The organism is Citrobacter sp. RHB35-C17, from assembly GCF_013816795.1.
Classification (GTDB): Bacteria; Pseudomonadota; Gammaproteobacteria; order Enterobacterales; family Enterobacteriaceae; genus Citrobacter_A; species Citrobacter_A amalonaticus.
In genome coordinates this window covers 1,409,762-1,432,513 of the sequence record NZ_CP057150.1, presented here as the reverse complement: position 1 = coordinate 1,432,513, position 22,752 = coordinate 1,409,762, and the positions used below count along the sequence as shown (strand labels likewise).

General features: G+C 52.6%; 25 protein-coding genes. 16 read left to right on the top strand and 9 right to left on the bottom strand.

The features are described from left to right. Positions 1-9: 9 nt before the first annotated feature. The 3 genes from lipB (at position 10) to lipA (ending at position 3,077) form a co-directional block, all read left to right on the top strand. Positions 10-651: a lipoyl(octanoyl) transferase LipB gene (gene lipB, locus HVZ37_RS06705; protein WP_054176130.1), complete on the top strand. Its 642-nt coding sequence runs from the start codon at positions 10-12 to the stop codon at positions 649-651. 298 nt (positions 652-949) lie between these two features. Beyond that, positions 950-1,903 carry a YbeF family transcriptional regulator gene (locus HVZ37_RS06700; RefSeq protein ID WP_044256603.1) on the top strand — a complete coding sequence of 318 codons (954 nt, stop codon included), beginning with the start codon at positions 950-952 and terminating at the stop codon, positions 1,901-1,903. Positions 1,904-2,111: 208 nt separating this feature from the next. Next, positions 2,112-3,077: a lipoyl synthase gene (gene lipA / locus HVZ37_RS06695; RefSeq protein ID WP_044266391.1), complete on the top strand. Its 966-nt coding sequence runs from the start codon at positions 2,112-2,114 to the stop codon at positions 3,075-3,077. Between the two features lie 97 nt (positions 3,078-3,174). On the opposite strand, the gene tatE is transcribed toward lipA, so the two are convergent. Continuing rightward, on the bottom strand, positions 3,175-3,378 hold the full coding sequence (gene tatE, locus HVZ37_RS06690) for a twin-arginine translocase subunit TatE (RefSeq protein WP_043001430.1): 204 nt from the start codon (positions 3,376-3,378) through the stop codon (positions 3,175-3,177). 129 nt (positions 3,379-3,507) lie between these two features. Then, entirely contained in the window at positions 3,508-4,296 is a 789-nt protein-coding gene (locus HVZ37_RS06685) for a deaminated glutathione amidase (RefSeq protein WP_181628248.1), read from the bottom strand. A 90-nt stretch (positions 4,297-4,386) separates the two neighbouring features. Here HVZ37_RS06685 and crcB point away from each other — a divergent pair, with 90 nt between their 5' ends. Next, positions 4,387-4,770: a fluoride efflux transporter CrcB gene (gene crcB, locus HVZ37_RS06680; RefSeq protein WP_043001432.1), complete on the top strand. Its 384-nt coding sequence runs from the start codon at positions 4,387-4,389 to the stop codon at positions 4,768-4,770. A gap of 52 nt (positions 4,771-4,822) precedes the next feature. Here the strand turns inward: crcB and cspE are convergent, their stop codons facing one another. Together cspE and pagP are read right to left on the bottom strand one after the other, a co-directional pair. Continuing rightward, positions 4,823-5,032 (bottom strand): transcription antiterminator/RNA stability regulator CspE, encoded by a 210-nt coding sequence (gene cspE / locus HVZ37_RS06675; protein WP_000034826.1) that lies wholly within the window; start codon positions 5,030-5,032, stop codon positions 4,823-4,825. Positions 5,033-5,205: 173 nt separating this feature from the next. Next, complete coding sequence (pagP, locus tag HVZ37_RS06670) at positions 5,206-5,784, bottom strand: lipid IV(A) palmitoyltransferase PagP (protein ID WP_043001433.1); 579 nt, start codon at positions 5,782-5,784, stop codon at positions 5,206-5,208. Between the two features lie 446 nt (positions 5,785-6,230). Here pagP and dcuC point away from each other — a divergent pair, with 446 nt between their 5' ends. Then, positions 6,231-7,616, top strand: a complete 1,386-nt coding sequence (dcuC, locus tag HVZ37_RS06665; protein WP_043001434.1) for an anaerobic C4-dicarboxylate transporter DcuC — start codon at positions 6,231-6,233, stop codon at positions 7,614-7,616. Positions 7,617-7,672: 56 nt separating this feature from the next. Here dcuC and dpiA read toward each other — a convergent pair whose 3' ends face one another. Further along, on the bottom strand, positions 7,673-8,350 hold the full coding sequence (gene dpiA, locus HVZ37_RS06660) for a two-component response regulator DpiA (RefSeq protein ID WP_043001435.1): 678 nt from the start codon (positions 8,348-8,350) through the stop codon (positions 7,673-7,675). Beyond that, positions 8,319-9,980 (bottom strand): sensor histidine kinase DpiB, encoded by a 1,662-nt coding sequence (dpiB, locus tag HVZ37_RS06655; protein ID WP_043001436.1) that lies wholly within the window; start codon positions 9,978-9,980, stop codon positions 8,319-8,321. Before dpiB ends, dpiA begins: the two co-directional genes overlap by 32 nt. Before the next feature lie 389 nt (positions 9,981-10,369). Here dpiB and citC point away from each other — a divergent pair, with 389 nt between their 5' ends. The 8 genes from citC (at position 10,370) to rna (ending at position 18,029) form a co-directional block, all read left to right on the top strand. Continuing rightward, positions 10,370-11,446 carry a [citrate (pro-3S)-lyase] ligase gene (citC, locus tag HVZ37_RS06650; protein WP_181628247.1) on the top strand — a complete coding sequence of 359 codons (1,077 nt, stop codon included), beginning with the start codon at positions 10,370-10,372 and terminating at the stop codon, positions 11,444-11,446. Further along, positions 11,443-11,739 carry a citrate lyase acyl carrier protein gene (citD, locus tag HVZ37_RS06645; protein ID WP_043001438.1) on the top strand — a complete coding sequence of 99 codons (297 nt, stop codon included), beginning with the start codon at positions 11,443-11,445 and terminating at the stop codon, positions 11,737-11,739. Before citC ends, citD begins: the two co-directional genes overlap by 4 nt. After that, positions 11,736-12,644 carry a citrate (pro-3S)-lyase subunit beta gene (gene citE, locus HVZ37_RS06640; RefSeq protein ID WP_044256612.1) on the top strand — a complete coding sequence of 303 codons (909 nt, stop codon included), beginning with the start codon at positions 11,736-11,738 and terminating at the stop codon, positions 12,642-12,644. The genes citD and citE overlap by 4 nt, the downstream gene beginning before the upstream one ends. Before the next feature lie 10 nt (positions 12,645-12,654). Then, entirely contained in the window at positions 12,655-14,187 is a 1,533-nt protein-coding gene (citF, locus tag HVZ37_RS06635) for a citrate lyase subunit alpha (RefSeq protein WP_181628246.1), read from the top strand. 3 nt (positions 14,188-14,190) lie between these two features. Beyond that, the gene (gene citX, locus HVZ37_RS06630; protein WP_181628245.1) at positions 14,191-14,742 is read left to right on the top strand and encodes a citrate lyase holo-[acyl-carrier protein] synthase; all 552 of its coding nucleotides are present in this window, start codon (positions 14,191-14,193) and stop codon (positions 14,740-14,742) included. Next, a complete protein-coding gene (citG, locus tag HVZ37_RS06625; protein ID WP_044256616.1) occupies positions 14,714-15,622 on the top strand; it encodes a triphosphoribosyl-dephospho-CoA synthase CitG in 909 nt (302 codons plus the stop codon). The genes citX and citG overlap by 29 nt, the downstream gene beginning before the upstream one ends. Before the next feature lie 25 nt (positions 15,623-15,647). Beyond that, the gene (gene citT, locus HVZ37_RS06620; RefSeq protein WP_043001443.1) at positions 15,648-17,111 is read left to right on the top strand and encodes a citrate/succinate antiporter CitT; all 1,464 of its coding nucleotides are present in this window, start codon (positions 15,648-15,650) and stop codon (positions 17,109-17,111) included. A 111-nt stretch (positions 17,112-17,222) separates the two neighbouring features. Further along, positions 17,223-18,029: a ribonuclease I gene (rna, locus tag HVZ37_RS06615; RefSeq protein ID WP_044266403.1), complete on the top strand. Its 807-nt coding sequence runs from the start codon at positions 17,223-17,225 to the stop codon at positions 18,027-18,029. A 38-nt stretch (positions 18,030-18,067) separates the two neighbouring features. On the opposite strand, the gene HVZ37_RS06610 is transcribed toward rna, so the two are convergent. Together HVZ37_RS06610 and HVZ37_RS06605 are read right to left on the bottom strand one after the other, a co-directional pair. Beyond that, positions 18,068-18,691 carry a flavin reductase family protein gene (locus HVZ37_RS06610; protein WP_181628244.1) on the bottom strand — a complete coding sequence of 208 codons (624 nt, stop codon included), beginning with the start codon at positions 18,689-18,691 and terminating at the stop codon, positions 18,068-18,070. Between the two features lie 96 nt (positions 18,692-18,787). Next, positions 18,788-19,624 carry an alpha/beta hydrolase gene (locus HVZ37_RS06605; RefSeq protein ID WP_043001446.1) on the bottom strand — a complete coding sequence of 279 codons (837 nt, stop codon included), beginning with the start codon at positions 19,622-19,624 and terminating at the stop codon, positions 18,788-18,790. 274 nt (positions 19,625-19,898) lie between these two features. Between HVZ37_RS06605 and rnk the strand changes: the two genes are divergently transcribed. From rnk to uspG, 3 genes are all read left to right on the top strand, one after another. After that, positions 19,899-20,309 carry a nucleoside diphosphate kinase regulator gene (gene rnk, locus HVZ37_RS06600; RefSeq protein WP_043001447.1) on the top strand — a complete coding sequence of 137 codons (411 nt, stop codon included), beginning with the start codon at positions 19,899-19,901 and terminating at the stop codon, positions 20,307-20,309. A gap of 147 nt (positions 20,310-20,456) precedes the next feature. Beyond that, entirely contained in the window at positions 20,457-20,546 is a 90-nt protein-coding gene (gene yldA, locus HVZ37_RS23240) for a small membrane protein YldA (protein ID WP_272482625.1), read from the top strand. Between the two features lie 110 nt (positions 20,547-20,656). Continuing rightward, positions 20,657-21,085 carry a universal stress protein UspG gene (uspG, locus tag HVZ37_RS06595; protein WP_043001448.1) on the top strand — a complete coding sequence of 143 codons (429 nt, stop codon included), beginning with the start codon at positions 20,657-20,659 and terminating at the stop codon, positions 21,083-21,085. 77 nt (positions 21,086-21,162) lie between these two features. On the opposite strand, the gene ahpF is transcribed toward uspG, so the two are convergent. Further along, positions 21,163-22,728, bottom strand: a complete 1,566-nt coding sequence (ahpF, locus tag HVZ37_RS06590) for an alkyl hydroperoxide reductase subunit F (protein ID WP_044256621.1) — start codon at positions 22,726-22,728, stop codon at positions 21,163-21,165. Positions 22,729-22,752: the final 24 nt, after the last annotated feature.

Genomic DNA, 22,752 nt, shown 5'->3' with positions numbered 1-22,752 from the left:
GATGCTGTTTTGTCTCAGGATAAAATACTGGTCCGCCAGCTCGGTCTTCAACCCTACGAACCCGTCTCCCAGGCCATGCACGACTTTACCAACACCCGCGATGAACAGACTCCCGATGAAATCTGGCTGGTTGAGCACTATCCGGTTTTCACCCAGGGTCAGGCAGGGAAAGCGGAACATGTTTTAATGCCCGGCGATATTCCGGTCATTCAAAGCGATCGCGGTGGGCAGGTCACTTACCATGGGCCAGGTCAACAGGTTATGTACGTTTTGTTGAACCTGAAGCGACGTAAACTGGGCGTGCGGGAATTGGTCACGTTGCTGGAACAGACTGTCGTGAATACTCTGGCTGAACTGGATATTGACGCTCACCCGCGTGCAGATGCCCCTGGTGTTTATGTCGGTGAAAAGAAAATATGTTCCCTCGGTTTGCGTATTCGTCGCGGTTGCTCATTCCATGGACTGGCATTAAACGTTAATATGGATCTCTCGCCTTTCTTACGAATTAATCCCTGCGGTTATGCCGGCATGGAAATGGCAAAAATATCTCAATGGGATAGCCAGGCCACGACAGATAATATCCGACCACGATTATTAGCCAATATTTTAGCACTGCTAAATAATCCCCCTTACGAATATATTTCCGCTTAACTTATTGAATGCAATGGCCCAAAAAATCGGGGGCCATTGTCACCCTTCCGGCTCAAATGCTTTACAATGTCTCCTGGTTTCTATATTTTCTGTTTGTCTTAGTTTGAATTTTTAACGAGTTTTCTCCGTCATAAAAGCGACGTAGGATTTTTCTTTATACGAACGTTAAACCTTCAATCCATTGCTATAAAAAAGGTTATCGATACCGCGAGATGAACAATAGTGGTGCAAAACGCATGCTTACAACAAATACAAGCATCACTATTATTTATAAAGTGAATTAAATTGGAGTTAGAACGTGAGTGAAAATAGTAAGCCGAAAGGACATTTCTACGAACACCGACCCGAAGATAAGCCGCAAATTTTCAGAACGCTGAGAAATATAGACCTGAACCTGCTGACTATTTTTGAAGCCGTTTATGTTCATAAAGGAATCGTCAACGCCGCGAAAGTTCTCAATCTGACTCCTTCAGCGATCAGCCAGTCCATTCAGAAACTGCGCACAATATTTCCCGATCCCCTGTTTATTCGAAAAGGCCAGGGCGTGACGCCCACGACTTATGCCACCCATCTGCATGAGTATATCAGCCAGGGGCTGGAATCCATTCTCGGCGCGCTGGATCTCACCGGCAGCTACGATAAACAACGGACGATAACTATCGGGACCACTCCGTCTATCGGCGCGCTGGTCATGCCGACAATTTATCACGCCATCAAAACGAGCCATCCACAACTGCATCTGCGTAACATTCCCGTCCATGATGCCGAAACGCAACTCAGTCAGTTTCAGAGTGATTTGATTATTGATAACCACATCTACAGCAACCGCGCAGTAGAGAACCATGTTCTGTTTTCTGACAAAATCGAACTGGTCTGCCGCCAGAATCACCCTTCCCTGACGCGTACCCTGACCCCTGAAGCCCTCGATGACGCTGAACATAGTCTGCTGATGATCGAAGGACAAAGCTTCACGCTCCTGCGCCAACGTATCCAGGAATTGTTCCCCGATCGGCAAATCAGCTTTAGCAGCTACAATATTTTCACGCTGGCATCACTCATTGCTCACAGCGATCTGGTGGGTATTATGCCCGCGCGTTTCTTCACGCTGTTCAGCCACTGCTGGCCGCTTCAGCGGATCCCCCATCCATCCCTGAACCATGAGAAAATCGACTTCTCACTGCATTACAACAAGCTGAGCTTACGCGATCCGGTACTGGAGAACGTCATCGCAGTGATCCGCGACGCCTTCTGAAAAAGAAATGTTGCGACCCGGTCAAAACTGATGCCAGGCAAATGGCACAAAACAACAACTATTTTACATTTTGCCGGTCACTCAGGCTGCTTTCAGGCCCGTTTAAATGATATACTGCGTGTAGTGAATTCAAAAATAGTTGATAAATACAACATTCCCTTGAATCAAAACGCTTTCCCTCGTTATTCGCAACTGGAACACGCACGCTATGAGTAAACCCATTGTGATGGAACGCGGTGTTAAATACCGCGATGCCGATAAGATGGCCCTTATCCCGGTCAAAAATGTGGCAACAGAGCGCGAAGCCCTGCTGCGCAAGCCGGAATGGATGAAAATTAAGCTTCCAGCGGACTCCACTCGTATCCAGGGCATCAAAGCAGCAATGCGTAAGAATGGCCTGCATTCTGTTTGTGAAGAAGCCTCTTGCCCAAACCTGGCGGAGTGTTTCAACCACGGTACCGCCACGTTTATGATCCTCGGCGCTATTTGTACCCGTCGCTGCCCGTTCTGTGATGTGGCCCACGGCCGCCCTGTGGCGCCGGACGCCAACGAACCGGTTAAGCTGGCACAAACGATTGCCGACATGGCCCTGCGCTATGTCGTTATCACCTCAGTTGACCGTGATGACCTGCGTGACGGTGGCGCTCAGCACTTTGCCGATTGCATTACCGCTATTCGTGAGAAAAGTCCTACGATTAAGATTGAAACGTTGGTCCCCGACTTCCGCGGTCGTATGGATCGTGCTCTGGAAATTCTGACCGCCACTCCGCCGGACGTTTTCAACCATAACCTTGAGAACGTGCCGCGTATTTATCGTCAGGTTCGCCCGGGCGCTGACTACAACTGGTCGCTCAAATTACTGGAACGCTTTAAAGAAGCGCATCCGGAGATCCCGACCAAATCCGGTCTGATGGTGGGTCTCGGTGAGACGAATGCGGAAATCATTGAAGTGATGCGCGATCTGCGTCGTCACGGCGTGACTATGCTGACGCTGGGACAGTATTTGCAGCCGAGCCGTCACCACCTGCCCGTTCAGCGCTATGTCAGCCCGGACGAATTTGAAGAGATGAAAGAAGAAGCCATGGCGATGGGTTTTACCCATGCGGCCTGCGGACCGTTCGTCCGTTCGTCTTACCATGCTGACCTGCAGGCGAAAGGGATGGAAGTGAAGTAATTTCGAAATAAATACTTACATTTCGCCTATAAAAAACCCGCTTAATCGCGGGTTTTTTCTCATCAGGGTAAAACGGACAGGCGTTTAGCTCCGGGTATTACTCTTTATGAGAGAGTTTCTCAGCCTGAATGCTGCCGTCTGCGTCTTTTTTCGCGCCCGCATCTTCATCATTCATTGCTTTCTTGAAACCCTTAATCGCCGTGCCCAGGTCTCCACCCAGTGTACGTAACTTCTTGGTACCAAACAGCAGAACGACCAGTGCGGCCACCACCAGCAATTTGGTAATACTAATCTCACCCATAGATACCTTCTTAACGTAAAACAGGCAGCGTAGCGCGCCCTTAGTAACCTGAGAATATTAACGGTCATTTGACGCGCGCACACAATAGCAATCTGTAACAAGGTGAATCAAGCAGTGTTTAAAAAAACGTCATAATAATTGCGGTGGCACAAATCTGCGGTTGCATAATACCGGTAATTGCGCCCGCACCTGGCGAATTCGCTCAGCGGTGATCTCCGCCATGATAAGCGTCGGGACGTCTGCCGCAGCCGAAATCGTCACCCCAAGGGGATCGATAATACGACTCTGCCCGATATTTTTGTTACCACACTCCCCTGCGGCAATCATATAGCAGGTGGTATCGAGCGCGCGGGCAGCCAGTAGTGTCGACCAGGGATGTTCCTTCAGCGCCCCTCTGACCCATGCCGCCGGTAGCACCAGCACTTCAGCGCCCTGCAACGCAAGCGCCATCGACAGTTCAGGAAAACGCAGATCGTAGCAGGTCATCAGCCCCACTCTGAATCCATCCACGTCAAGCAGCGGTGCGATTACGTTACCCGCATCAACATTGCGGGACTCCTGAATGGAGAAAGCATCATAGAGGTGTAGCTTGGCGTAGCTTGCCACAATTTTCCCCCCACGCAGCGCCACCAGCGTGTTTACCGCACGACCGGGACGCGAAGGAACGTGAACAGTGAGAATAGTGGTCATCGTATTCGACGCGCTTTCCCGCAACAGTTGTTGCAGGAATTCCCCCTCGAGAGACTGGGCGGATTTCACCGACAGGTCGGGATCCGTATCGTCTCGCGCCAGTAATGCCTCAGGCAGAACCAGCATTGACGCGCCGTTTCCCGCCGCCTGCGACATGAGCATGACGCAGGTTTCTGCGTTTTTTTCCCACACAGGACTGACGGCAAATTGCCCTGCAGCAACTAGCATAATTCCTCCGGTCAGGTTTATCAGGCTCGCCAACGATGATTATTCAGCGTTACACTTATCTTATATACCAACCAAAAGCAGGATTATGCAGTGTTACAACTTCTTTTAGCGGTTTTTATTGGCGGTGGCACAGGAAGTGTAGCGAGATGGATGCTCAGTATGCGGTTTAATCCCATGCATCAGGCGATTCCGATAGGAACCCTGACCGCAAATTTACTGGGTGCATTCATCATTGGTGTGGGACTGGCATGGTTTAGTCGAATGACTAATATCGATCCCGTATGGAAAGTCTTGATCACAACCGGCTTTTGTGGCGGCCTGACAACCTTCTCTACCTTTTCGGCGGAAGTGGTCTTTTTGCTGCAGGAAGGTCGGGTGGGCTGGGCAATGCTGAATGTGTTAGTCAACCTGTTGGGATCATTTGCGATGACGGCGTTAGCATTCTGGCTATTTTCCGCCTCCAGCGCGCACTAAAGACAAAAAAAACCCGCTAATAAGCGGGTTTTGAAATCTTGCTGACGTAAGCTTACAGAGCAGTTACGTTTGCAGCAGAAGGGCCTTTGGCACCGTTAGTGATTTCGAACTCTACACGCTGACCTTCAGCCAGAGTTTTAAAACCATTGGTCTGGATTGCAGAGAAGTGTACGAACACGTCTTTGCTGCCATCTTCCGGAGTAATGAAACCGAATCCTTTGGACTCATTAAACCACTTAACGTTACCTTTAATCTTAGACATCAAAATTACCTTTACATGAAAAATAGACACAAATGCTGTGTCGGGTACCAGTACACCAATTGTGGTTCACTTTGTCCAGTCGAACTTTGGCAAAAAGTGATAAATGTCGCGTTATTTTTTGATATAAGCTTATATCACTTTGTTTTATATGAAATTTATTGCCATTAATTGGTTCAGAACTGAAAACGCATCCACGCAAAGTATACGTTACCGTTGTTATAAGTACCGGGGATATAGGTCATCTGAAACGTTGCCGGACCGTAACCGATGGAAGCCAGCGGCAGCAGGACAGGAAGAGGAATGTAGTTCCAGTTATCACGCGCCGTCACTCCGGCGGTAAAACCTAACCCCAGGTGGAAATTGTCATCCGGCAGAGGTCGCCAGGTGCTCTCCCAGCCATAACCACCGATCGGCTCCCATTTATTCCATGAATCTTTGAAAGCCATGATATAAAGGCCGTGCCAGTTTCCCTTTTCATCCCAGCGCGACTGGCCAAAACCACCGCCCCACGGACGCTCGTTATAACGATCGGTTTTTTCTTTGTCATAGGCAAAACGCGCATGCCAGGTTATCGCGGGAATATATAAATCATAGTGCTCAGGTTGCTGCCAGGTTTCGGCAACATTGTCTGTAAAGGTATTAAACCACCCTTTTTCTTCTGCCACTGCACGCGGCAGCATCGCTAACTGAATAAAAAGAAATGAAAAAAGGAGAAAATATTTTTTAGCTGTACTCACAACGTTTATTACCATTCTTAAGTTCAGTCTTGATTATACCAAAAATAACTTGAATGAAACCTTAACAGCGGCAATGCTGACCTGAATCAGATTGTTCTAAGATTTTGAATGCTGCAATTAAACCCTATCTTTTGCAGTATTATTTATCGCTGGATTATCAGTCAGATATTGTATGATTTTCACTCTCTTACGTTGAAAGCACTCTTTCGCCGCCACTCATTAACAGCAGCGCTGCATAAACAAAACAAAAATGAAACAATAAGGAATTTTCCTGGAGACTGGAAAATTAAATATTTCACCTTCATCACGTCAATGAAAAAAATAGCCGCCGACCGACGGTTAATCGTTCTGTTTATTGATTTTAATCAGCAAGTAGCAAACACTTATTCGGCACATTTTTACACCAACTTATTGGTATTATCTTAATTTCACTTCTGGGTGTCTACGCGACAGGGGAAACAATGTTGACATTTATCGAACTCCTTATTGGAGTTGTGGTTATTGTGGGTGTAGCGCGCTACATCATTAAAGGGTATTCGGCAACCGGCGTGCTCTTTGTTGGCGGTCTGGTGCTGCTGATTATCAGCGCCCTGATGGGCCATAAAGTGCTGCCTTCCAGCGAGACCACGACGGGTTATTCCGCGACGGATATCGTTGAATACATCAAGATCCTGCTGATGAGCCGTGGTGGCGACCTTGGCATGATGATCATGATGCTCTGCGGATTTGCCGCTTATATGACCCACATCGGCGCGAACGATATGGTCGTGAAACTGGCGTCGAAGCCTTTGCAGTACATCAATTCACCTTATTTGTTGATGATTGCCGCCTATTTTGTTGCCTGTCTGATGTCCCTGGCAGTGTCATCCGCTACCGGACTCGGCGTATTGTTGATGGCGACGCTTTTCCCGATCATGGTCAACGTAGGAATCAGCCGCGGTGCCGCGGCGGCCATTTGCGCCTCGCCTGCCGCAATTATCCTTTCCCCTACCTCCGGTGACGTCGTGCTGGCTGCCAAAGCAGCCGAAATGCCACTGATCGATTTTGCCTTTAAAACCACACTGCCGATCTCCATTGCGGCAATCATCGGAATGGCGATAGCCCACTATTTCTGGCAACGTTATCTGGATAAAAAAGAGAACGCGGCCCACGAAATGCTTGACGTGAATGAAATCACCACTACGGCGCCGGCGTTCTACGCCATTCTGCCATTTACGCCGATTATCGGAGTGCTGATTTTTGATGGTAAGTGGGGACCGCAATTGCACATCATTACGATTCTGGTGCTCTGTATGCTTATTGCGGCAGTGCTGGAGTTCGTCCGGGGTTTCAACACCCAGAAAGTGTATTCAGGTCTGGAAGTGGCGTATCGCGGTATGGCCGATGCGTTTGCGAACGTGGTGATGCTGTTAGTTGCGGCGGGTGTTTTCGCACAGGGTCTGAGCACGATTGGCTTCATCCAGAGCCTGATCTCCATCGCCACTTCGTTTGGCTCAGCGAGCATCATTTTGATGCTGGTACTGGTGATTCTGACCATGCTGGCAGCGATGACCACCGGTTCCGGTAACGCGCCGTTCTACGCTTTCGTGGAAATGATTCCTAAGCTGGCACAATCATCGGGTATCAACCCGGCGTATCTGTCGATTCCGATGCTACAGGCATCCAACCTGGGCCGTACGATCTCCCCGGTCTCCGGCGTGGTCGTGGCGGTAGCCGGGATGGCAAAAATCTCGCCTTTTGAAGTGGTAAAACGCACCTCCGTACCGGTCATGGTCGGGCTGTTGATCGTTATCATTGCGACCGAAGTGATGGTGCCGGGTACCTCTTCCGCAGTAACGGGAGGCTGATTCAGAACCCTTGCCGGATGAGGGCGCGCTATGTCTCATCCGGCCATACGCCGCCATTAACCGTGGTAAATTCGCTGCGGTCTCCCCACCTTGCCGTGCACAATTTCCGCAATAACCAAATGCCGACTGGCACAATATTCGAGGTACCGTCTGGCGGTCGTACGGCTGATGGTCAGCGCCTGCGCGACGGTTTCGGCGGTGTGCTGTACCTGAGGATCAGCAAACAGCTTTTTAACCGCATTCAACGTTAACGCATCAATCCCGGTGGGCAGCTCATCTTTCGGCTCGCCTCGCGCATAGGCATTAAACATCTCATCAATTTGTCGCTGACTGGCGCTGTCGTTTTCTGCCAGCATCCGTCTGCGCTGTTGGTAACGGGTGAGCGTCTGCCCCAGACGCTCATAGGCGATAGGTTTGATCAAATAATCAAACGCCCCGCTGCGTACCGCGTCGGCCACCGTTTCCATATCGCTGGCCGCCGTGGTAAAAACCACCCCGCCGGGATAATGCGACGCCGTCAGCTCATGCAGCAGCGTGATCCCCTTCCCGTCCGGAAGGTAGTTATCCAGTAAAATGAGGCCCGGTTTAAACCGTTCAATCATCATTCTCGCCTGCGCCAGATTACCGGCTAACCAGATCTGATTAAAACCGGGAATATGGCGGATGTACTCTGCATGCATCTCGGCAAGCAGCATTTCATCTTCAACGATTAATAGGGTTAATGGTTCCGTCATTGTTCTTTTTCACTTTCGGAATAAAAAGAGAGAATAAGGTGCCGCAGGGATCGTTATCTTCCAGAGTAATCGTTCCGCCACAGCGCCCCACATAACTTGCAATCAGGTACAGTCCGATGCCGTGCTCACCCGGCTCATCGGAACGGGTGCTTACACCCTGTTCGAATATTTTTTCACGCAGTGCCTCAGGGACGCCGCATCCCTGGTCGGCCACTTCTATCACCACATCATCGCCTTCATCGCTCAGATACAGTTCCACGACCTTATTCCCCTGCTCGGTACGCAAACTGGCGTCAAACGCGTTGTCGAGAAGATTTCCGACAATCGCCGCAAATTCGGTACTGTCCAGCCCTTCCGGCAACTGCTGAAGCTGACTGCCAGGAACGATCGTCATTTTGAGCCCCAGTTCGCGCGCGCGCTGAACCTTACCAAACAGCAGGCCCGCCACCTGGCGATCGGCAAACGCCTCGCGCAGGCTATCAATCAACTGTTGCTGCGCCTGCGATTCCCCCTGCACCATCTCCCTGACCCGATCGTACTCTTTCATTTGCAGCAGGCCATTGAGCGTTGACATCCAGTTTAGATGCTCATGGCGCAACGTTCGCAGACTCTCCACATATTGCTTAATCTGTGTCAGTTGCGCGTTCAGGGTGGCAATCTCATCTTTGCTGCGAAAGCTGATAATCGCGCCCAGTAACTCATCCCCTGAACGGATCGCCTCACGGTTGGCAATAACGCTCAGACCATTGAAGTTGACCATCGCGTCCACACGCCTTTCGGCAATCTGTTCGGTAAAGAAATCGGATGGGTTAACCACCTCATGAATCGGTTTGCCCAACCATTGTCGACCTGGCGAACGCAGGCCGAGCATCTTTCTCGCACTACGGTTAATGGCCGTAATATAGCCGTCAGGGTCCACGGCAATCAGCCCTTCATAAACAGAACTGAACAGCGCCTCCTGCTGACGAACCACCCGGGCAATTTGCTTCGGTTCCATCCCCATCATCTGACGGCGAATATGAGCGGCAAAAAACCAGGAAAGCAACATCAGTACCACCAGCAGCAAAACAAACACGCCGGCCATCGGTAGAATGAAGTCCAGCCGCCAGCTGTCAATTTTGCTGACCAGATAACCGATGGAGACCACGCCAATAACGTTGCCGTCATCATCAAAGATTGGCGTTTTCGCCCGCATTGCCAGGCCGATGGAGCCCGTCCCGGTAATGAAATAGCTTTCTCCCCTCTCCAGCGCGCCAGGCTTGGTAAACTGCATCGGGTAGCCAATTTTCTCCGGGTTAGGATGATAAAGCCGGATAGAGTGACTATCGCCGATCACCACATAGTCAAAATCAGTATCGCTCTGCAGTTTTCCGGCAATGGTTGCCAGCCGTTTGTAATCGCGATCCTTCACCGCCGCAATGATGCTGTCGTTGGCGGCAATAATCTTCGCCTGGTTCATCGCCATATCGCGAACGTGCGTACTCAAGTAATCTTCAAAGCTCGCGGAAAAATACTGTGCCAGCGCGGCAATAATGAACACCGAAAAAACGAGAATAAGCAGAAAAATGCGCAACGGAAATGCCAGTCGGCGAAAAAAAGAAAACGGCTTTTTATTTTTTTGAACCAACATGACGGTTCCTTAATGGGCATAATTCGGTAAAAGCCGCCAGCATATGTAATGAAATTGTTTTATACAGACAGGCAGCAAATAAAGACAATCGTTACAGATTCACCACATTAAATCAATTAAGTCATTTAACACCACGTCACAATCTGTAATAAGAATAATTAAAAAACTTAAAACCATTAAACTCATAAAAACCATCTAAGTGTTTGTGAAATAAATCAAAATTTACCTCAAAAATACTCCTTACGATGTATGCATTCCGGAAAAAAAGAAATAGGCCGTTGCAAAATCGTTTTTTCCCCGGAATGAAAACAAAACGTTATAAAATCGTATTTCCGTACAACATACATACAAAACCGGCAACAACAATATATCTTCAGGACTTATCCACTATGTTTGGTAATAATGTGTTCACGCGCGTCAAACGCTCAGAAAATATAAAGATGGCGGCGATCACGCAATTCCTGAAAGAAAATGATCTGAGCGTCGATACCACCGTTGAGGTTTTTATTACCGTGACTCGTGATGAAAAACTCATCGCCTGCGGCGGTATCGCCGGAAATATCATCAAGTGTGTGGCCATTAGTGAATCAGTACGCGGCGAGGGGTTAGCGCTCACGCTGGCGACAGAACTTATCAATCTCGCCTACGAAAGGCACTGCACGCATCTCTTCATTTATACCAAAACTGAGTATGAATCGTTGTTCCGCCAGTGCGGATTTTCAACGCTGACCCGCGTTCCCGGCATCATGGTGCTAATGGAAAACAGCACCACACGTCTGAAACGCTATGCAGAGTCATTAAGCAAACTGCGTCATGACGGCAAGAAAATCGGCTGCATCGTGATGAATGCCAATCCGTTCACCAATGGACACCGCTATTTAATCCAACAGGCGGCAGCGCAGTGCGACTGGCTTCATCTGTTCCTGGTGAAAGAAGATACCTCCCGTTTCCCGTATGAGAACCGACTCGACCTGGTGCTCAAAGGCACCGCAGACATACCGCACCTCACCGTTCATCGCGGGTCGGAATACATCATTTCGCGCGCCACGTTCCCGTGTTACTTCATTAAAGAACAAAGCGTCATCAACCATTGCTACACCGAAATCGATTTAAAAATTTTTCGTCAGTATCTGGCACCTGCGCTGGGGATCACCCATCGCTTTGTCGGTACGGAACCGTTTTGCGGCGTAACCGCCCAGTATAACCACGACATGCGTTTCTGGCTGGAAACGCCGACTCTTCCCGCCCCGCCCATTGAACTGGTGGAAATCGAGCGACTGTGTTTCCAGGGGACGCCGATCTCTGCGTCTCTGGTGCGCAAACTGCTCGTGAAAAAAGATCTCACGGCTATCGCGTCGCTGGTGCCTTCAGCCACTTTGCACTACCTGCAAAGCATGCCTGAGCGCACACCCGCTCACGCGACAGTCCGCCAAAAGACCCCCGCATTAGTAACAGGTGAAAAATGAAAATAAACCAGGCTGCCGTCGCAGGCACACTTGAGTCCGGTGATGTGATGATACGCATCGCCCCTCTCGATACGCAGGAGATTGACCTGCAGATCAACAGCAGCGTTGAGAAACAGTTTGGCGAGGCCATTCGCGCCACCATTCTGGATGTTCTGACGCAGTATGACGTGCGCGGCGTGCAATTGAATGTCGATGATAAAGGCGCACTGGACTGCATTTTACGTGCACGACTGGAAGCATTACTGGCGCGCGCCAGCGGTATCCCGGCCCTGCCCTGGGAGGATCGCCAATGATTTCCGCTTCTCTGCAACAGCGCAAAACGCGCACTCGCCGCAGCATGCTGTTTGTTCCCGGCGCCAATGCCGCGATGGTCAGCAACTCGTTTATCTATCCGGCAGATGCCCTGATGTTTGACCTGGAAGACTCCGTCGCGCTGCGTGAAAAAGACACCGCTCGTCGTCTGGTCTACCACGCACTGCAGCATCCGCTGTATCGCGACGTCGAAACCATCGTGCGCGTTAACGCACTGGATTCCGAATGGGGGATCAACGATCTGGAAGCCGTCGTTCGCGGCGGCGCTGACGTAGTTCGTCTGCCGAAAACCGATACCGCTCAGGATGTTATCGATATCGAAAGCGAAATTCTGCGCATTGAAAAAGCCTGCGGTCGCGAGCCGGGCAGCACGGGTCTGCTGGCCGCCATCGAGTCACCGTTAGGCATCACTCGCGCCGTGGAAATCGCCCACGCCTCTGAACGTCTGATCGGGATCGCGCTGGGCGCGGAAGACTATGTACGCAACCTGCGCACGGAACGTTCGCCGGAGGGGACTGAATTACTGTTTGCCCGTTGTTCTATTTTGCAGGCCGCGCGCTCTGCCGGGATTCAGGCCTTCGATACCGTCTATTCCGATGCCAACAACGAAGCGGGCTTCCTGCACGAAGCCGCCCACATCAAACAGCTGGGTTTTGACGGCAAATCGCTGATCAACCCGCGCCAGATTGACCTGCTGCACAACCTGTATGCCCCGACGCAAAAAGAAGTGACGCACGCGCGTCTGGTCGTGGAAGCCGCAGAAGCCGCCGCCCGTGAAGGCCTCGGGGTGGTCTCCCTGAACGGCAAGATGGTCGACAGCCCGGTGATCGAGCGCGCACGTCTGGTGCTCTCCCGTGCAGAACTTTCCGGCATCCGCGAAGAATAAGGCAAAAACAATGACCCAGAAAAACGAACAGTCTCAACGACAGGAACGGGTAGCAGCCTGGAGCCGCCTGGCTGAAAGCGACCTTTCCACCTATACCAGCGCCGCAAAGCAGGCCTTGCAGGAACAGAAACCGCGCGACCAGAAACTGTGCGCCAGCCTGGAAGAGGCAATCCGCCGTTCCGGTTTGCAGGATGGCATGACTATCTCCTTCCACCATGCGTTTCGCGGCGGCGACCTGACCATTAACCTGGTGATGGCAACCCTCGCCAGCATGGGATTTAAAAACCTGACGCTGGCTTCCAGCTCCCTGAGCGATTGCCACGCGCCGCTGGTCGACCATATCCGTAACGGCGTCGTTAACCGTATTTACACTTCCGGTCTGCGCGGACCGCTGGCAGAAGAGATCTCTCGCGGCCTGCTCGCCGAACCCGTTCAGGTTCACTCCCACGGCGGCCGCGTGCATCTGGTTCAGAGCGGCGAACTTAACATTGATGTGGCCTTCCTCGGCGTCCCGTCCTGCGATCCGTTCGGTAACGCTAACGGCTACACCGGTAAAGCCTGCTGCGGTTCACTCGGCTATGCCCGCGTTGACGCTGAAAGCGCTAAACAGGTGGTGCTACTGACGGAACAACTGCTGCCTTATCCGCACAACCCGGCCAGCATTACCCAGGATCAGGTTGATCTGATCGTCCAGATAGACCAGGTCGGCGATGCCGATAAAATCGGAGCTGACGCCACCCGAATGACCACCAACCCGCGCGAACTGCTGATTGCCCGCAGCGCGGCAGATGTCATCGCCCACTCCGGCTATTTCAAAGAAGGCTTTTCACTGCAAACCGGTACTGGCGGCGCCTCACTGGCGGTCACACGCTTTTTGGAAGACAAAATGCGTCGCCGCGATATCCGCGCAGACTTCGCGCTGGGCGGTATCACGGCCACCATCGTCGATCTGCATGAAAAAGGGTTGATTCGCAAACTGCTGGACGTACAGAGCTTCGACCGCAATGCCGCAGAGTCGCTGGCGCGCAACCCGAATCACATTGAAATCAGCGCAAACCAGTATGCCAACTGGGGTTCAAAAGGCGCCTCCGTTGACCGTCTGGATGTGGTCGTGCTGAGTGCGCTGGAAGTCGACACCCAGTTTAACGTCAACGTGCTGACCGGTTCTGACGGCGTCATTCGCGGCGCGTCCGGCGGACACTGCGATACCGCCGTCGCCGCTGCGTTGTCAATCATCGTCGCACCGCTGGTGCGGGGTCGCATTCCGACGCTGGTGGATAACGTGTTGACCTGCGTCACGCCGGGTTCCAGCGTCGATATTCTGGTTACCGATCATGGCATTGCGGTTAACCCGGCACGTCCGGAACTGGCGGAACGCCTGAAAGAAGCCGGGATGAAGGTGGTCTCCATCGAGTGGCTGCGTGAACGTGCGCAACAGCTCACTGGTGAACCCCGTCCCATCGAATTCACCGACCGTGTGATTGCCGTGGTGCGCTATCGCGACGGTTCAGTGATCGATGTTGTTCATCAGGTGAAGGAATAAGCCATGCACCTGCTCCCTGAACTTGCCACCCGCCACGCCGTTTCAATTCCCGAGCTGCTCGTCAGCCGTGATGCGCGACAAGCACGGCAACACGTCTGGCTAGCGCGCCATCCCATTCCACTGGTCTCCTTTACCGTGGTAGCGCCTGGCCCGATTAAAGACAGCGAGCTCACCCGTCGCCTCTTTAATCATGGCGTGACTGCGCTGCGTACGCTGGCGGCACAGGCGGACTGGCATATCAGGGAGCAGGCTGCACTGGCCTCAGCATGCGGGCCGGAAGGCATGCTCTCGATTGAGGCACCGGCCCGTGACATCAAGCTCGCAACCATTGAGCTCGAACATACCCATCCTCTGGGACGTTTGTGGGATATCGATGTGCTCACACCCGGAGGCGACATTCTCTCCCGCCGCCATTTCGCCCTTCCCGCCCGCCGCTGCCTGCTTTGCGAGCAGAGCGCTGCCGAATGCGCGCGTGGGAAAACTCATACGCTCTCCGATCTGATCGCCCACATGGAGGCGCTGCTGCATGCTGCCGATTCCCAATATGCCCGTTGAAACGACCGCTCTTCCTCGTACGCTGTTTGACGCATATGGCCATCTGGCGTGGCGTGCAATGCTGACGGAAGTCAATCTGTCGCCAAAACCCGGGCTGGTCGATCGTCTGAACTGCGGCGCGCATAAAGACATGTCGCTGACGGATTTTCATCGCAGCGCGCTGGCGATTCAGGCCTGGCTTCCGCGTTTTATTGAATACGGTGCATGCAGTGCGCAGATGCCGGCCGATGCCGTATTAACCGGCTTACGCCCGTTAGGTATGGCCTGTGAAGCGGACATGTTTCGCGCCACCGCGGGTGTGAACACCCATAAAGGCAGCATTTTTTCTCTCGGTCTGCTGTGTGCCGCCATTGGCCGACTGCATCAGCAGCAGCAGCCCATCACCCCGGAAACGATCTGTACCACCGCCGCCCACTTTTGCCGCGGCCTGACCGAGCGCGAACTGCGCAACAACAATCAACAACTCACGGCAGGCCAGCGACTCTATCAGCAACTGGGGTTAACCGGCGCACGTGGCGAAGCCGAAGCGGGATATCCGTTGGTCATCCGCCATGCGCTTCCGCACTATCGCGCCCTGTTAGCCGAGGGACGCGATCCCGAGCTGGCGCTGCTGGACACCTTACTCCTGCTGATTGCGCGCAACGGCGATACCAACGTGGCCTCGCGCGGCGGTGCGGCAGGCCTGCGCTGGATACAGCAGCAGGCAAACGCATTGTTACAACAAGGGGGCATCCGAACCCCCGCCGATCTCGATCATCTGCATCAGTTCGACAGCCACTGCATTGAACGCAATCTCAGCCCTGGCGGCAGTGCCGACCTGCTGATCGTCACGTGGTTTTTAGCCCAGATTTCTCAAGTTAAACATTTACACAATTATTGAAAAGATCCTTTCCGGAGAATCACTTATGTCTTTATCGAAAGATAGTATATGGAAGTTGTTGGCTCCCCTGGTCGTCATGGGTGTCATGTTTCTTATCCCTGTCCCGGACGGCATGCCCCCTCAGGCATGGCATTACTTCGCCGTTTTCGTGGCGATGATCGTCGGTATGATCCTGGAGCCGATCCCGGCTACCGCGATCAGCTTTATCGCCGTGACCATCTGCGTCATTGGTAGCAACTACCTGCTCTTTGATGCCAAAGAGCTGGCGGATCCGGCATTCGATGCCGGTAAACAGGCGCTGAAATGGGGTCTTGCGGGTTTCTCCAGTACCACCGTCTGGCTGGTGTTCGGTGCATTTATCTTCGCGTTGGGCTACGAAGTTACGGGGCTTGGCCGTCGTATCGCGCTGTTCCTGGTGAAATTCATGGGCAAACGCACCCTGACGCTGGGCTATGCGATTGTCATCATCGATATTCTGCTGGCGCCGTTTACGCCATCCAACACCGCCCGTACCGGGGGCACCGTGTTCCCGGTAATCAAAAACCTGCCGCCGCTGTTTAAATCGTTCCCGAACGATCCGTCCGCACGTCGTATCGGCGGTTACCTGATGTGGATGATGGTCATCAGTACCAGTCTGAGTTCTTCGATGTTCGTTACGGGTGCTGCGCCAAACGTGCTGGGTCTGGAATTTGTCAGCAAAATCGCCGGTGTGCAGATTAGCTGGCTGCAGTGGTTCCTGGGCTTCCTGCCGGTCGGTATCATTTTGCTGATCGTTGCGCCGTGGCTCTCTTATGTTCTCTACAAGCCTGAAATCACACACAGTGCGGAAGTCGCCGCGTGGGCGGGTGACGAACTCAAAACTATGGGTACCTTGACGCGTAAAGAGTGGACGCTGATCGGTCTGGTTCTGTTGAGCTTAGGGTTATGGGTCTTTGGCGGTGAAATGATCGACGCCACCGCCGTCGGTTTGTTAGCCGTTTCACTGATGCTGGCGCTGCATGTGGTGCCGTGGAAAGACATTACCAAATACAACAGCGCCTGGAACACGCTGGTGAACCTTGCCACCCTCGTGGTCATGGCAAACGGTTTAACCCGCTCCGGTTTTATTGACTGGTTCGCCAGTACTATGAGCACCCATCTGGAAGGGTTCTCGCCTAACGCGACGGTAATTGTGCTGGTGCTGGTGTTCTACTTTGCCCACTACCTGTTTGCCAGCCTGTCGGCGCACACGGCTACCATGCTGCCGGTGATTCTGGCGGTCGGTAAAGGAATCCCAGGCGTGCCGATGGAACATCTGTGTATCCTGCTGGTGCTGTCCATCGGGATCATGGGTTGTCTGACGCCGTACGCAACAGGCCCAGGGGTCATTATCTACGGCTGCGGCTATGTTAAATCCAAAGACTACTGGCGTCTTGGCGCCATCTTCGGGGTGATTTACATTGCGATGCTGTTGCTGGTTGGCTGGCCGATTCTGGCGATGTGGAACTAGTTCTGACGTAAAACACTGAATGGATCAAGGCCCGCAGGGTAAAGACACCTCGCGGGCTTTTTTTATGGTTAAATAGATACTATTCAGATTTTATATAAGTTCAGAATCATCATGAAACCGACCTGGCAAAAATGGGTGTGGCTCGCCGCCCCACTCCTCCCCCTTTCTACCGCAACCGCCAACGAATTACAGGCAACGCAGTACGGCGACTTTGACCGTTATGTGCTGGCGCTCTCCTGGCAGACAGGCTTCTGCCAGAGCCAGCACGATCGGGACCGCCGTGAGCCTGACGAGTGTCGCCTGCAAAAAGAGACCGCCAACAAAGTCGATTTTCTGACCGTTCACGGATTGTGGCCAGGATTACCGAAATCGGTCGCTTCACGCGGAGTCGATGAACGCCGCTGGATGCGCTTTGGCTGCGCCACGCGTCCGATCCCTAACCTGCCGGAAGCTCGTGCCAGTCGCAAATGTTCTGCGCCAGAAACAGGACTTTCGCTGGAAACCGCCGCGAAACTCAGTGACGTTATGCCAGGAGCAGGCGGACGTTCTTGCCTCGAACGCTATGAATACGCGAAACACGGCGCCTGTTTTGGCTTCGACCCGGATGCGTACTTCGGCACCATGGTGCGGTTGAACAAAGAGATCAAGGCCAGCGAATTAGGGGCATTTCTGGGCGAGAATTACGGTAAGAGCGTCAGTCGCCGCGCCTTCGATGCAGCGGTGGCCCAACGCTGGGGAAAAGAGGCCGTCAAAGCAGTAAAACTGAGTTGTCACGGCAATCCGGCTTATCTGACGGAGATCCAGTTCTCGCTGAAGGCCAGTGCCATTAACGCGCCGCTCTCCGCCGACTCGTTTGCCCCGCAACCCCATCCGGGAAACTGTGGTAAGCAGTTCGTCATCGACAAAGTAGGTTACTGATCTTTTGACCCGACGTGAAATCCGCGCCGGGTCAAAAATCAACGTTTCGCACGCGCATCCGGGCGCACCAGATCAAAACGGTGCGACTCGCTGATCGCATAGTAGGCCGTAGGGCCGCCAGCACGCAGCACGGGCTGTGCTTTTGCGGTCTGGTAAATCCCCTCTTCCAGCAGCGTTTCGGCAATATGAATCCCGACAACCTCACCGAGGATCAGCCAGGTTTCGATGGCTTCACCTTGCGTGGTCGTCAGTTGAATACTCTGCGACAGGCGACATTCAAAATTCACCGGGCTTTGCGCAACGCGTGGCACTTTTACCAGCCGACTTTCCGCCTTCGTCAGACCGGCAGCGAAAAATTCATCTTCGCCATGCGGCAGACTGGCAGAGGTTTCATTCATCGCGCTGGCTAATTCTCGGGTGGTCAGGTTCCAGACAAACTCTCCGGTTTCCATGATGTTACGCACGCTGTCTTTCCAGCCAGTGCTGGCAAAACCGATAATGGGCGGATGATAATTGAAACAGTTAAAGAAGCTATAAGGCGCCAGATTATCCCGGCCAGCGGTGTCCTGAGAAGCGATCCAGCCAATTGGCCTGGGGCCAACAATGGCATTCAGCGGGTCGTGCGGCAGGCCGTGTCCCTGCGAGGGTTGATAGAAATACATAGTATTCTCTGATGAATTTAACGTCGGCGAAGCACGAAATGCGCTCCGCTCATCCCCCTGATGGAAGAGGATCAGCGTAGAGCAATCCGTTAAAGATTACGACTGAATAAAGTTGAGCAGATCCTGATTTATCTGCTGCTTATGGGTGGTGCAGATGCCGTGGGAACCGCCCGCGTAGACCTTCAGTTGCGCGTCGGGCAAGATTTCTGCCGCCACTTTGCCGCAGGTTTCAAGCGGGACAATCTGATCGTCATCGCCATGAATGACCAGCGTCGGAATGGTCATTTTGCGCAAGTCTTCGCGCAGATCTGTTTCCGAGAACGCCTTGATGCAGTCGTACAGCGCTTTTATTGAGCCCTGTAATCCCTGCTCAACAAAACTCTCGCGCACGGCTTTCGACTCTTTCGCTCCCGGACGGTTATAGCCGTAGAAGGCGGCAGTGAGTTCATAGAAAAAGGCGGCACGGTCATTGACAACGCCTTCACGGATACCGTCGAACACCTCTTTTGGCACGCCGTTTGGGTTGAAATCCGTTTTCACCATGATAGGCGTCACCGCCCCAATCAATACCGCTTTCGCCACGCGCTGCGTCCCGTGTCGCCCAATATAACGCGCCACTTCGCCACCGCCCGTCGAGTGACCGACGTGCACCGCATTTTGCAGGTTCAGGTGTGCGGTCAGTTCAGCCAGATCGTCGGCATACTGATCCATCGTGTGCCCCTCCCACGGTTGCGCGGAACGTCCATGCCCGCGCCTGTCGTGGGCGATCACCCGATATCCTTTCGACCCCAGAAAAAACATTTGATCTTCAAAGGCATCTGCCGTTAACGGCCAGCCGTGGCTGAAGACAATGGGCTGTCCACTGCGATCACCCCAGTCCTTAAAATACAGATAGCTGCCATCTTTGAGAGTAATTTTGTCGTACTGGCTCATGAGATCTCCTGTAACGGAACGCTGAGAAAGTGACGCGCTCGCGGCGCGCGCTTAAAAAGCATAATGCAAATTTGAGAACGATCACGTTTATCCAATAAAATTCATACCAGCGATGCTTTTTTAGCTATTTACCCGAATGTGAACTAAATCACTTCAAACCCAGGGTAAGTCTCAGTATCATCGGGAGAGTTAAACCCTTGCCGCCAGACGGTGAGGGTTTTCTTTTGGGAATATTACCTGCGGCAAAACGCAGTACTGACGACATGGAGTAAAAATGTCCAGACCAACTATCATCATTAACGACCTTGATGCAGAACGCATCGATCGCTTACTGGAGCAACCCGCGTATGCAGATTTACCCATTGCCGACGCGTTAAATGCCGAGCTGGATCGTGCCCAAATGTGTTCGCCAGAGACCATGCCGCATGACGTCGTGACCATGAACAGTCGTGTTAAATTCCGCAATCTGAGCGATGGCGAAATTCGCGTGCGCACGTTGGTTTATCCTGCGGCGATGACCGACAGCAGTACGCAACTTTCAGTGATGGCGCCAGTGGGGGCAGCGCTGTTGGGCGTGCGTGTGGGCGACACTATTCACTGGGAACTTCCGGGCGGCGTATCCACCCACCTCGAAGTGCTGGAGCTGGAATACCAGCCAGAAGCTGCTGGCGACTTCCTGCGTTAATCCCATCTGCATAAGCGACTTTCCGCTTTACCCAGAGGATGCGCTCGCATCCTCTTTCCGGCATCTTCCGTAAAATCACCCTTTCTTCCTGGTTCGCCTTTCTCCTGACTCGTCCACACTGAATCGGTTTCATTGGCAGGTGCGGTCATGAACGATACATTCAGCATATTACTGGGATTCTTCATTATGGCGGCGATCATCGTCGGTGCCGTGCTTTACCTGGAGAATCACTGGTAGTGAATGAACAAGGAATCGCCGCACATGTGAAAAATACCCTGCAGAAAGCAGACAGAATTATTATTATATGCTTGAATGATTTAAGTATTAATTAACAGGGAGAAACGGGTATGTATAAGACAATCATTATGCCGGTTGATGTTTTTGAAATGGAACTCAGCGATAAGGCGATTCGCCACGCTGAATTTCTGGCGCAGCAGGATGGCGTCATTCATCTTTTGCATGTGCTGCCTGGTTCTGCCAGCCTGAGCCTGCATCGCTTCGCCGCCGACGTTCGTCGTTTTGAAGAACACTTACAGCATGAAGCCGAAACCCGACTGCAAACGATGGTCGGTCACTTCAGTATCGATCCTTCCCGTATTAAGCAGCATGTCCGCTTTGGCAGCGTCCGTGACGTGGTCAATGAGCTGGGTGAAGAACTGAATGCTGACGTAGTGGTCATTGGTTCACGTAATCCGTCAATTACCACACACCTGCTGGGTTCTAATGCCTCAAGTGTGGTACGTCATGCCACGCTGCCGGTACTGGTTGTGCGTTAATCATCTGATGACTGACAAAAAAAGAGGTGCCAGTCGGCACCTCTTTCATTTTGCAGGTGTAGTCTTACTTTCTTTTTTTATGCCGTCTTCGTACGAATCAGGTAATCAAAGGCGCTCAGGGAAGCTTTCGCCCCTTCGCCGGTCGCGATGATAATCTGCTTGTACGGTACGGTGGTGCAGTCGCCCGCCGCAAATACGCCCTTCACACTGGTTTCGCATTTCGCGTCGATGATGATTTCACCCATCCGGTTGCGTTCAATCGCCCCTTCCAGCCAGGTGGTGTTTGGCAACAGGCCAATCTGGACGAAGATCCCCGCCAGTTCAACGTTGTGAACGTCGCCGCTCACACGGTCGCGGTATTCCAGACCAACCACTTTCGTGCCATCGCCTTTCACTTCTGTCGTCTGCGCGTTCAGAATAATATCGACGTTTTTCAGGCTGCGAACTTTGTCCTGCAGTACCTGGTCCGCCTTCATTTCCGGGGCAAATTCCAGCAGGGTCACGTGTTCCACAATCCCTGCGAGATCAATCGCCGCTTCTACGCCGGAGTTACCGCCGCCGATCACCGCCACACGCTTGCCTTTAAACAGCGGACCATCGCAGTGCGGGCAATAGGTGACGCCTTTGGTACGATACTGATCTTCGCCCGGAACGTTCATGTTGCGCCATTTCGCACCGGTAGCAATGATAATGCTGCGCGCTTTCAGTACCGCACCGGAAGCGGTTTCAATCTGATGCAGACCGCCTTCGCTGGCCGCTGGCACCAGTTTGCTGGCGCTCTGGCTGTCGATGACATCCACGTCATAATCATCGACGTGCGCCTTCAGTGCACCAGCCAACTTCTGCCCTTCCGTTTTCGGGACAGAGATGTAGTTTTCGATATCCACAGTATCGAGTACCTGGCCGCCAAAACGCTCACCCATCAGGCCGGTACGAATCCCTTTACGTGCGGAGTAAACCGCTGCGGCTGCACCCGCAGGACCGGAACCGACAATCAGAACATCATAAGCATCACGCTGGCTCAGCTCTTCTGCGGCGCGTTTTTCAGCGCCAGTATCCACTTTCGCCACGATTTCCGTCAGCGTCATCCGACCCTGACCAAACTCTTTCCCGTTAACGTAGACAGCCGGTACGCCCATCACGTTACGCTCAGTGATCTCGTTCTGGAACGTGCCGCCATCAATCGCCGTATGTTTGATACGCGGGTTCAGCACCGCCATCAGGTTCAGTGCCTGTACCACGTCAGGGCAGTTATGGCAGGAGAGTGAGTAATACGTTTCAAATTCAAAATCGCCGTCAATATCGCGGATCTGCTCGAGCAGAGACTGCGCTTCTTTTGACGGGTGTCCACCGGTCCACAACAGCGCCAGAACCAGCGACGTAAATTCGTGTCCCAGCGGAGAACCTGCAAAACGCGGCCCCTGCGTTGAACCCGGATTGGTGATCAGGAAAGAGGGTTTGCGCACCGACAGGCTGTTGTCTTCTTTAAAGGTGACTTTCTCTGACAGTCCAGCGATTTCAGCCAGCAGTTCCTTGATTTCCGCCGATTTAGCGCTGTCATCCAGCGTCGCAATCAGCTCAACAGGTTTCGTCAGTTTCTCAAGATAAGCCTTGAGCTGGGTTTTCATATTTGTGTCGAGCATTGTTCTTCCCTCTCTGAAAACATC

Coding starts and splice junctions, on each gene's coding strand:
- rnk (WP_043001447.1), top strand. CDS start 19,899: ATGTCCAGACCAACTATCATCATTAACGACCTTGATGCAGAACGCATC.
- citF (WP_181628246.1), top strand. CDS start 12,655: ATGACCCAGAAAAACGAACAGTCTCAACGACAGGAACGGGTAGCAGCC.
- citE (WP_044256612.1), top strand. CDS start 11,736: ATGATTTCCGCTTCTCTGCAACAGCGCAAAACGCGCACTCGCCGCAGC.
- rna (WP_044266403.1), top strand. CDS start 17,223: ATGAAACCGACCTGGCAAAAATGGGTGTGGCTCGCCGCCCCACTCCTC.
- citD (WP_043001438.1), top strand. CDS start 11,443: ATGAAAATAAACCAGGCTGCCGTCGCAGGCACACTTGAGTCCGGTGAT.
- ahpF (WP_044256621.1), bottom strand. CDS start 22,728: ATGCTCGACACAAATATGAAAACCCAGCTCAAGGCTTATCTTGAGAAA.
- yldA (WP_272482625.1), top strand. CDS start 20,457: ATGAACGATACATTCAGCATATTACTGGGATTCTTCATTATGGCGGCG.
- dpiA (WP_043001435.1), bottom strand. CDS start 8,350: ATGACGGAACCATTAACCCTATTAATCGTTGAAGATGAAATGCTGCTT.
- dcuC (WP_043001434.1), top strand. CDS start 6,231: ATGTTGACATTTATCGAACTCCTTATTGGAGTTGTGGTTATTGTGGGT.
- HVZ37_RS06685 (WP_181628248.1), bottom strand. CDS start 4,296: ATGCTAGTTGCTGCAGGGCAATTTGCCGTCAGTCCTGTGTGGGAAAAA.
- uspG (WP_043001448.1), top strand. CDS start 20,657: ATGTATAAGACAATCATTATGCCGGTTGATGTTTTTGAAATGGAACTC.
- citT (WP_043001443.1), top strand. CDS start 15,648: ATGTCTTTATCGAAAGATAGTATATGGAAGTTGTTGGCTCCCCTGGTC.
- pagP (WP_043001433.1), bottom strand. CDS start 5,784: ATGGTAATAAACGTTGTGAGTACAGCTAAAAAATATTTTCTCCTTTTT.
- HVZ37_RS06605 (WP_043001446.1), bottom strand. CDS start 19,624: ATGAGCCAGTACGACAAAATTACTCTCAAAGATGGCAGCTATCTGTAT.
- tatE (WP_043001430.1), bottom strand. CDS start 3,378: ATGGGTGAGATTAGTATTACCAAATTGCTGGTGGTGGCCGCACTGGTC.
- citG (WP_044256616.1), top strand. CDS start 14,714: ATGCTGCCGATTCCCAATATGCCCGTTGAAACGACCGCTCTTCCTCGT.
- citC (WP_181628247.1), top strand. CDS start 10,370: ATGTTTGGTAATAATGTGTTCACGCGCGTCAAACGCTCAGAAAATATA.
- dpiB (WP_043001436.1), bottom strand. CDS start 9,980: ATGTTGGTTCAAAAAAATAAAAAGCCGTTTTCTTTTTTTCGCCGACTG.
- HVZ37_RS06610 (WP_181628244.1), bottom strand. CDS start 18,691: ATGTATTTCTATCAACCCTCGCAGGGACACGGCCTGCCGCACGACCCG.
- citX (WP_181628245.1), top strand. CDS start 14,191: ATGCACCTGCTCCCTGAACTTGCCACCCGCCACGCCGTTTCAATTCCC.
- cspE (WP_000034826.1), bottom strand. CDS start 5,032: ATGTCTAAGATTAAAGGTAACGTTAAGTGGTTTAATGAGTCCAAAGGA.
- lipA (WP_044266391.1), top strand. CDS start 2,112: ATGAGTAAACCCATTGTGATGGAACGCGGTGTTAAATACCGCGATGCC.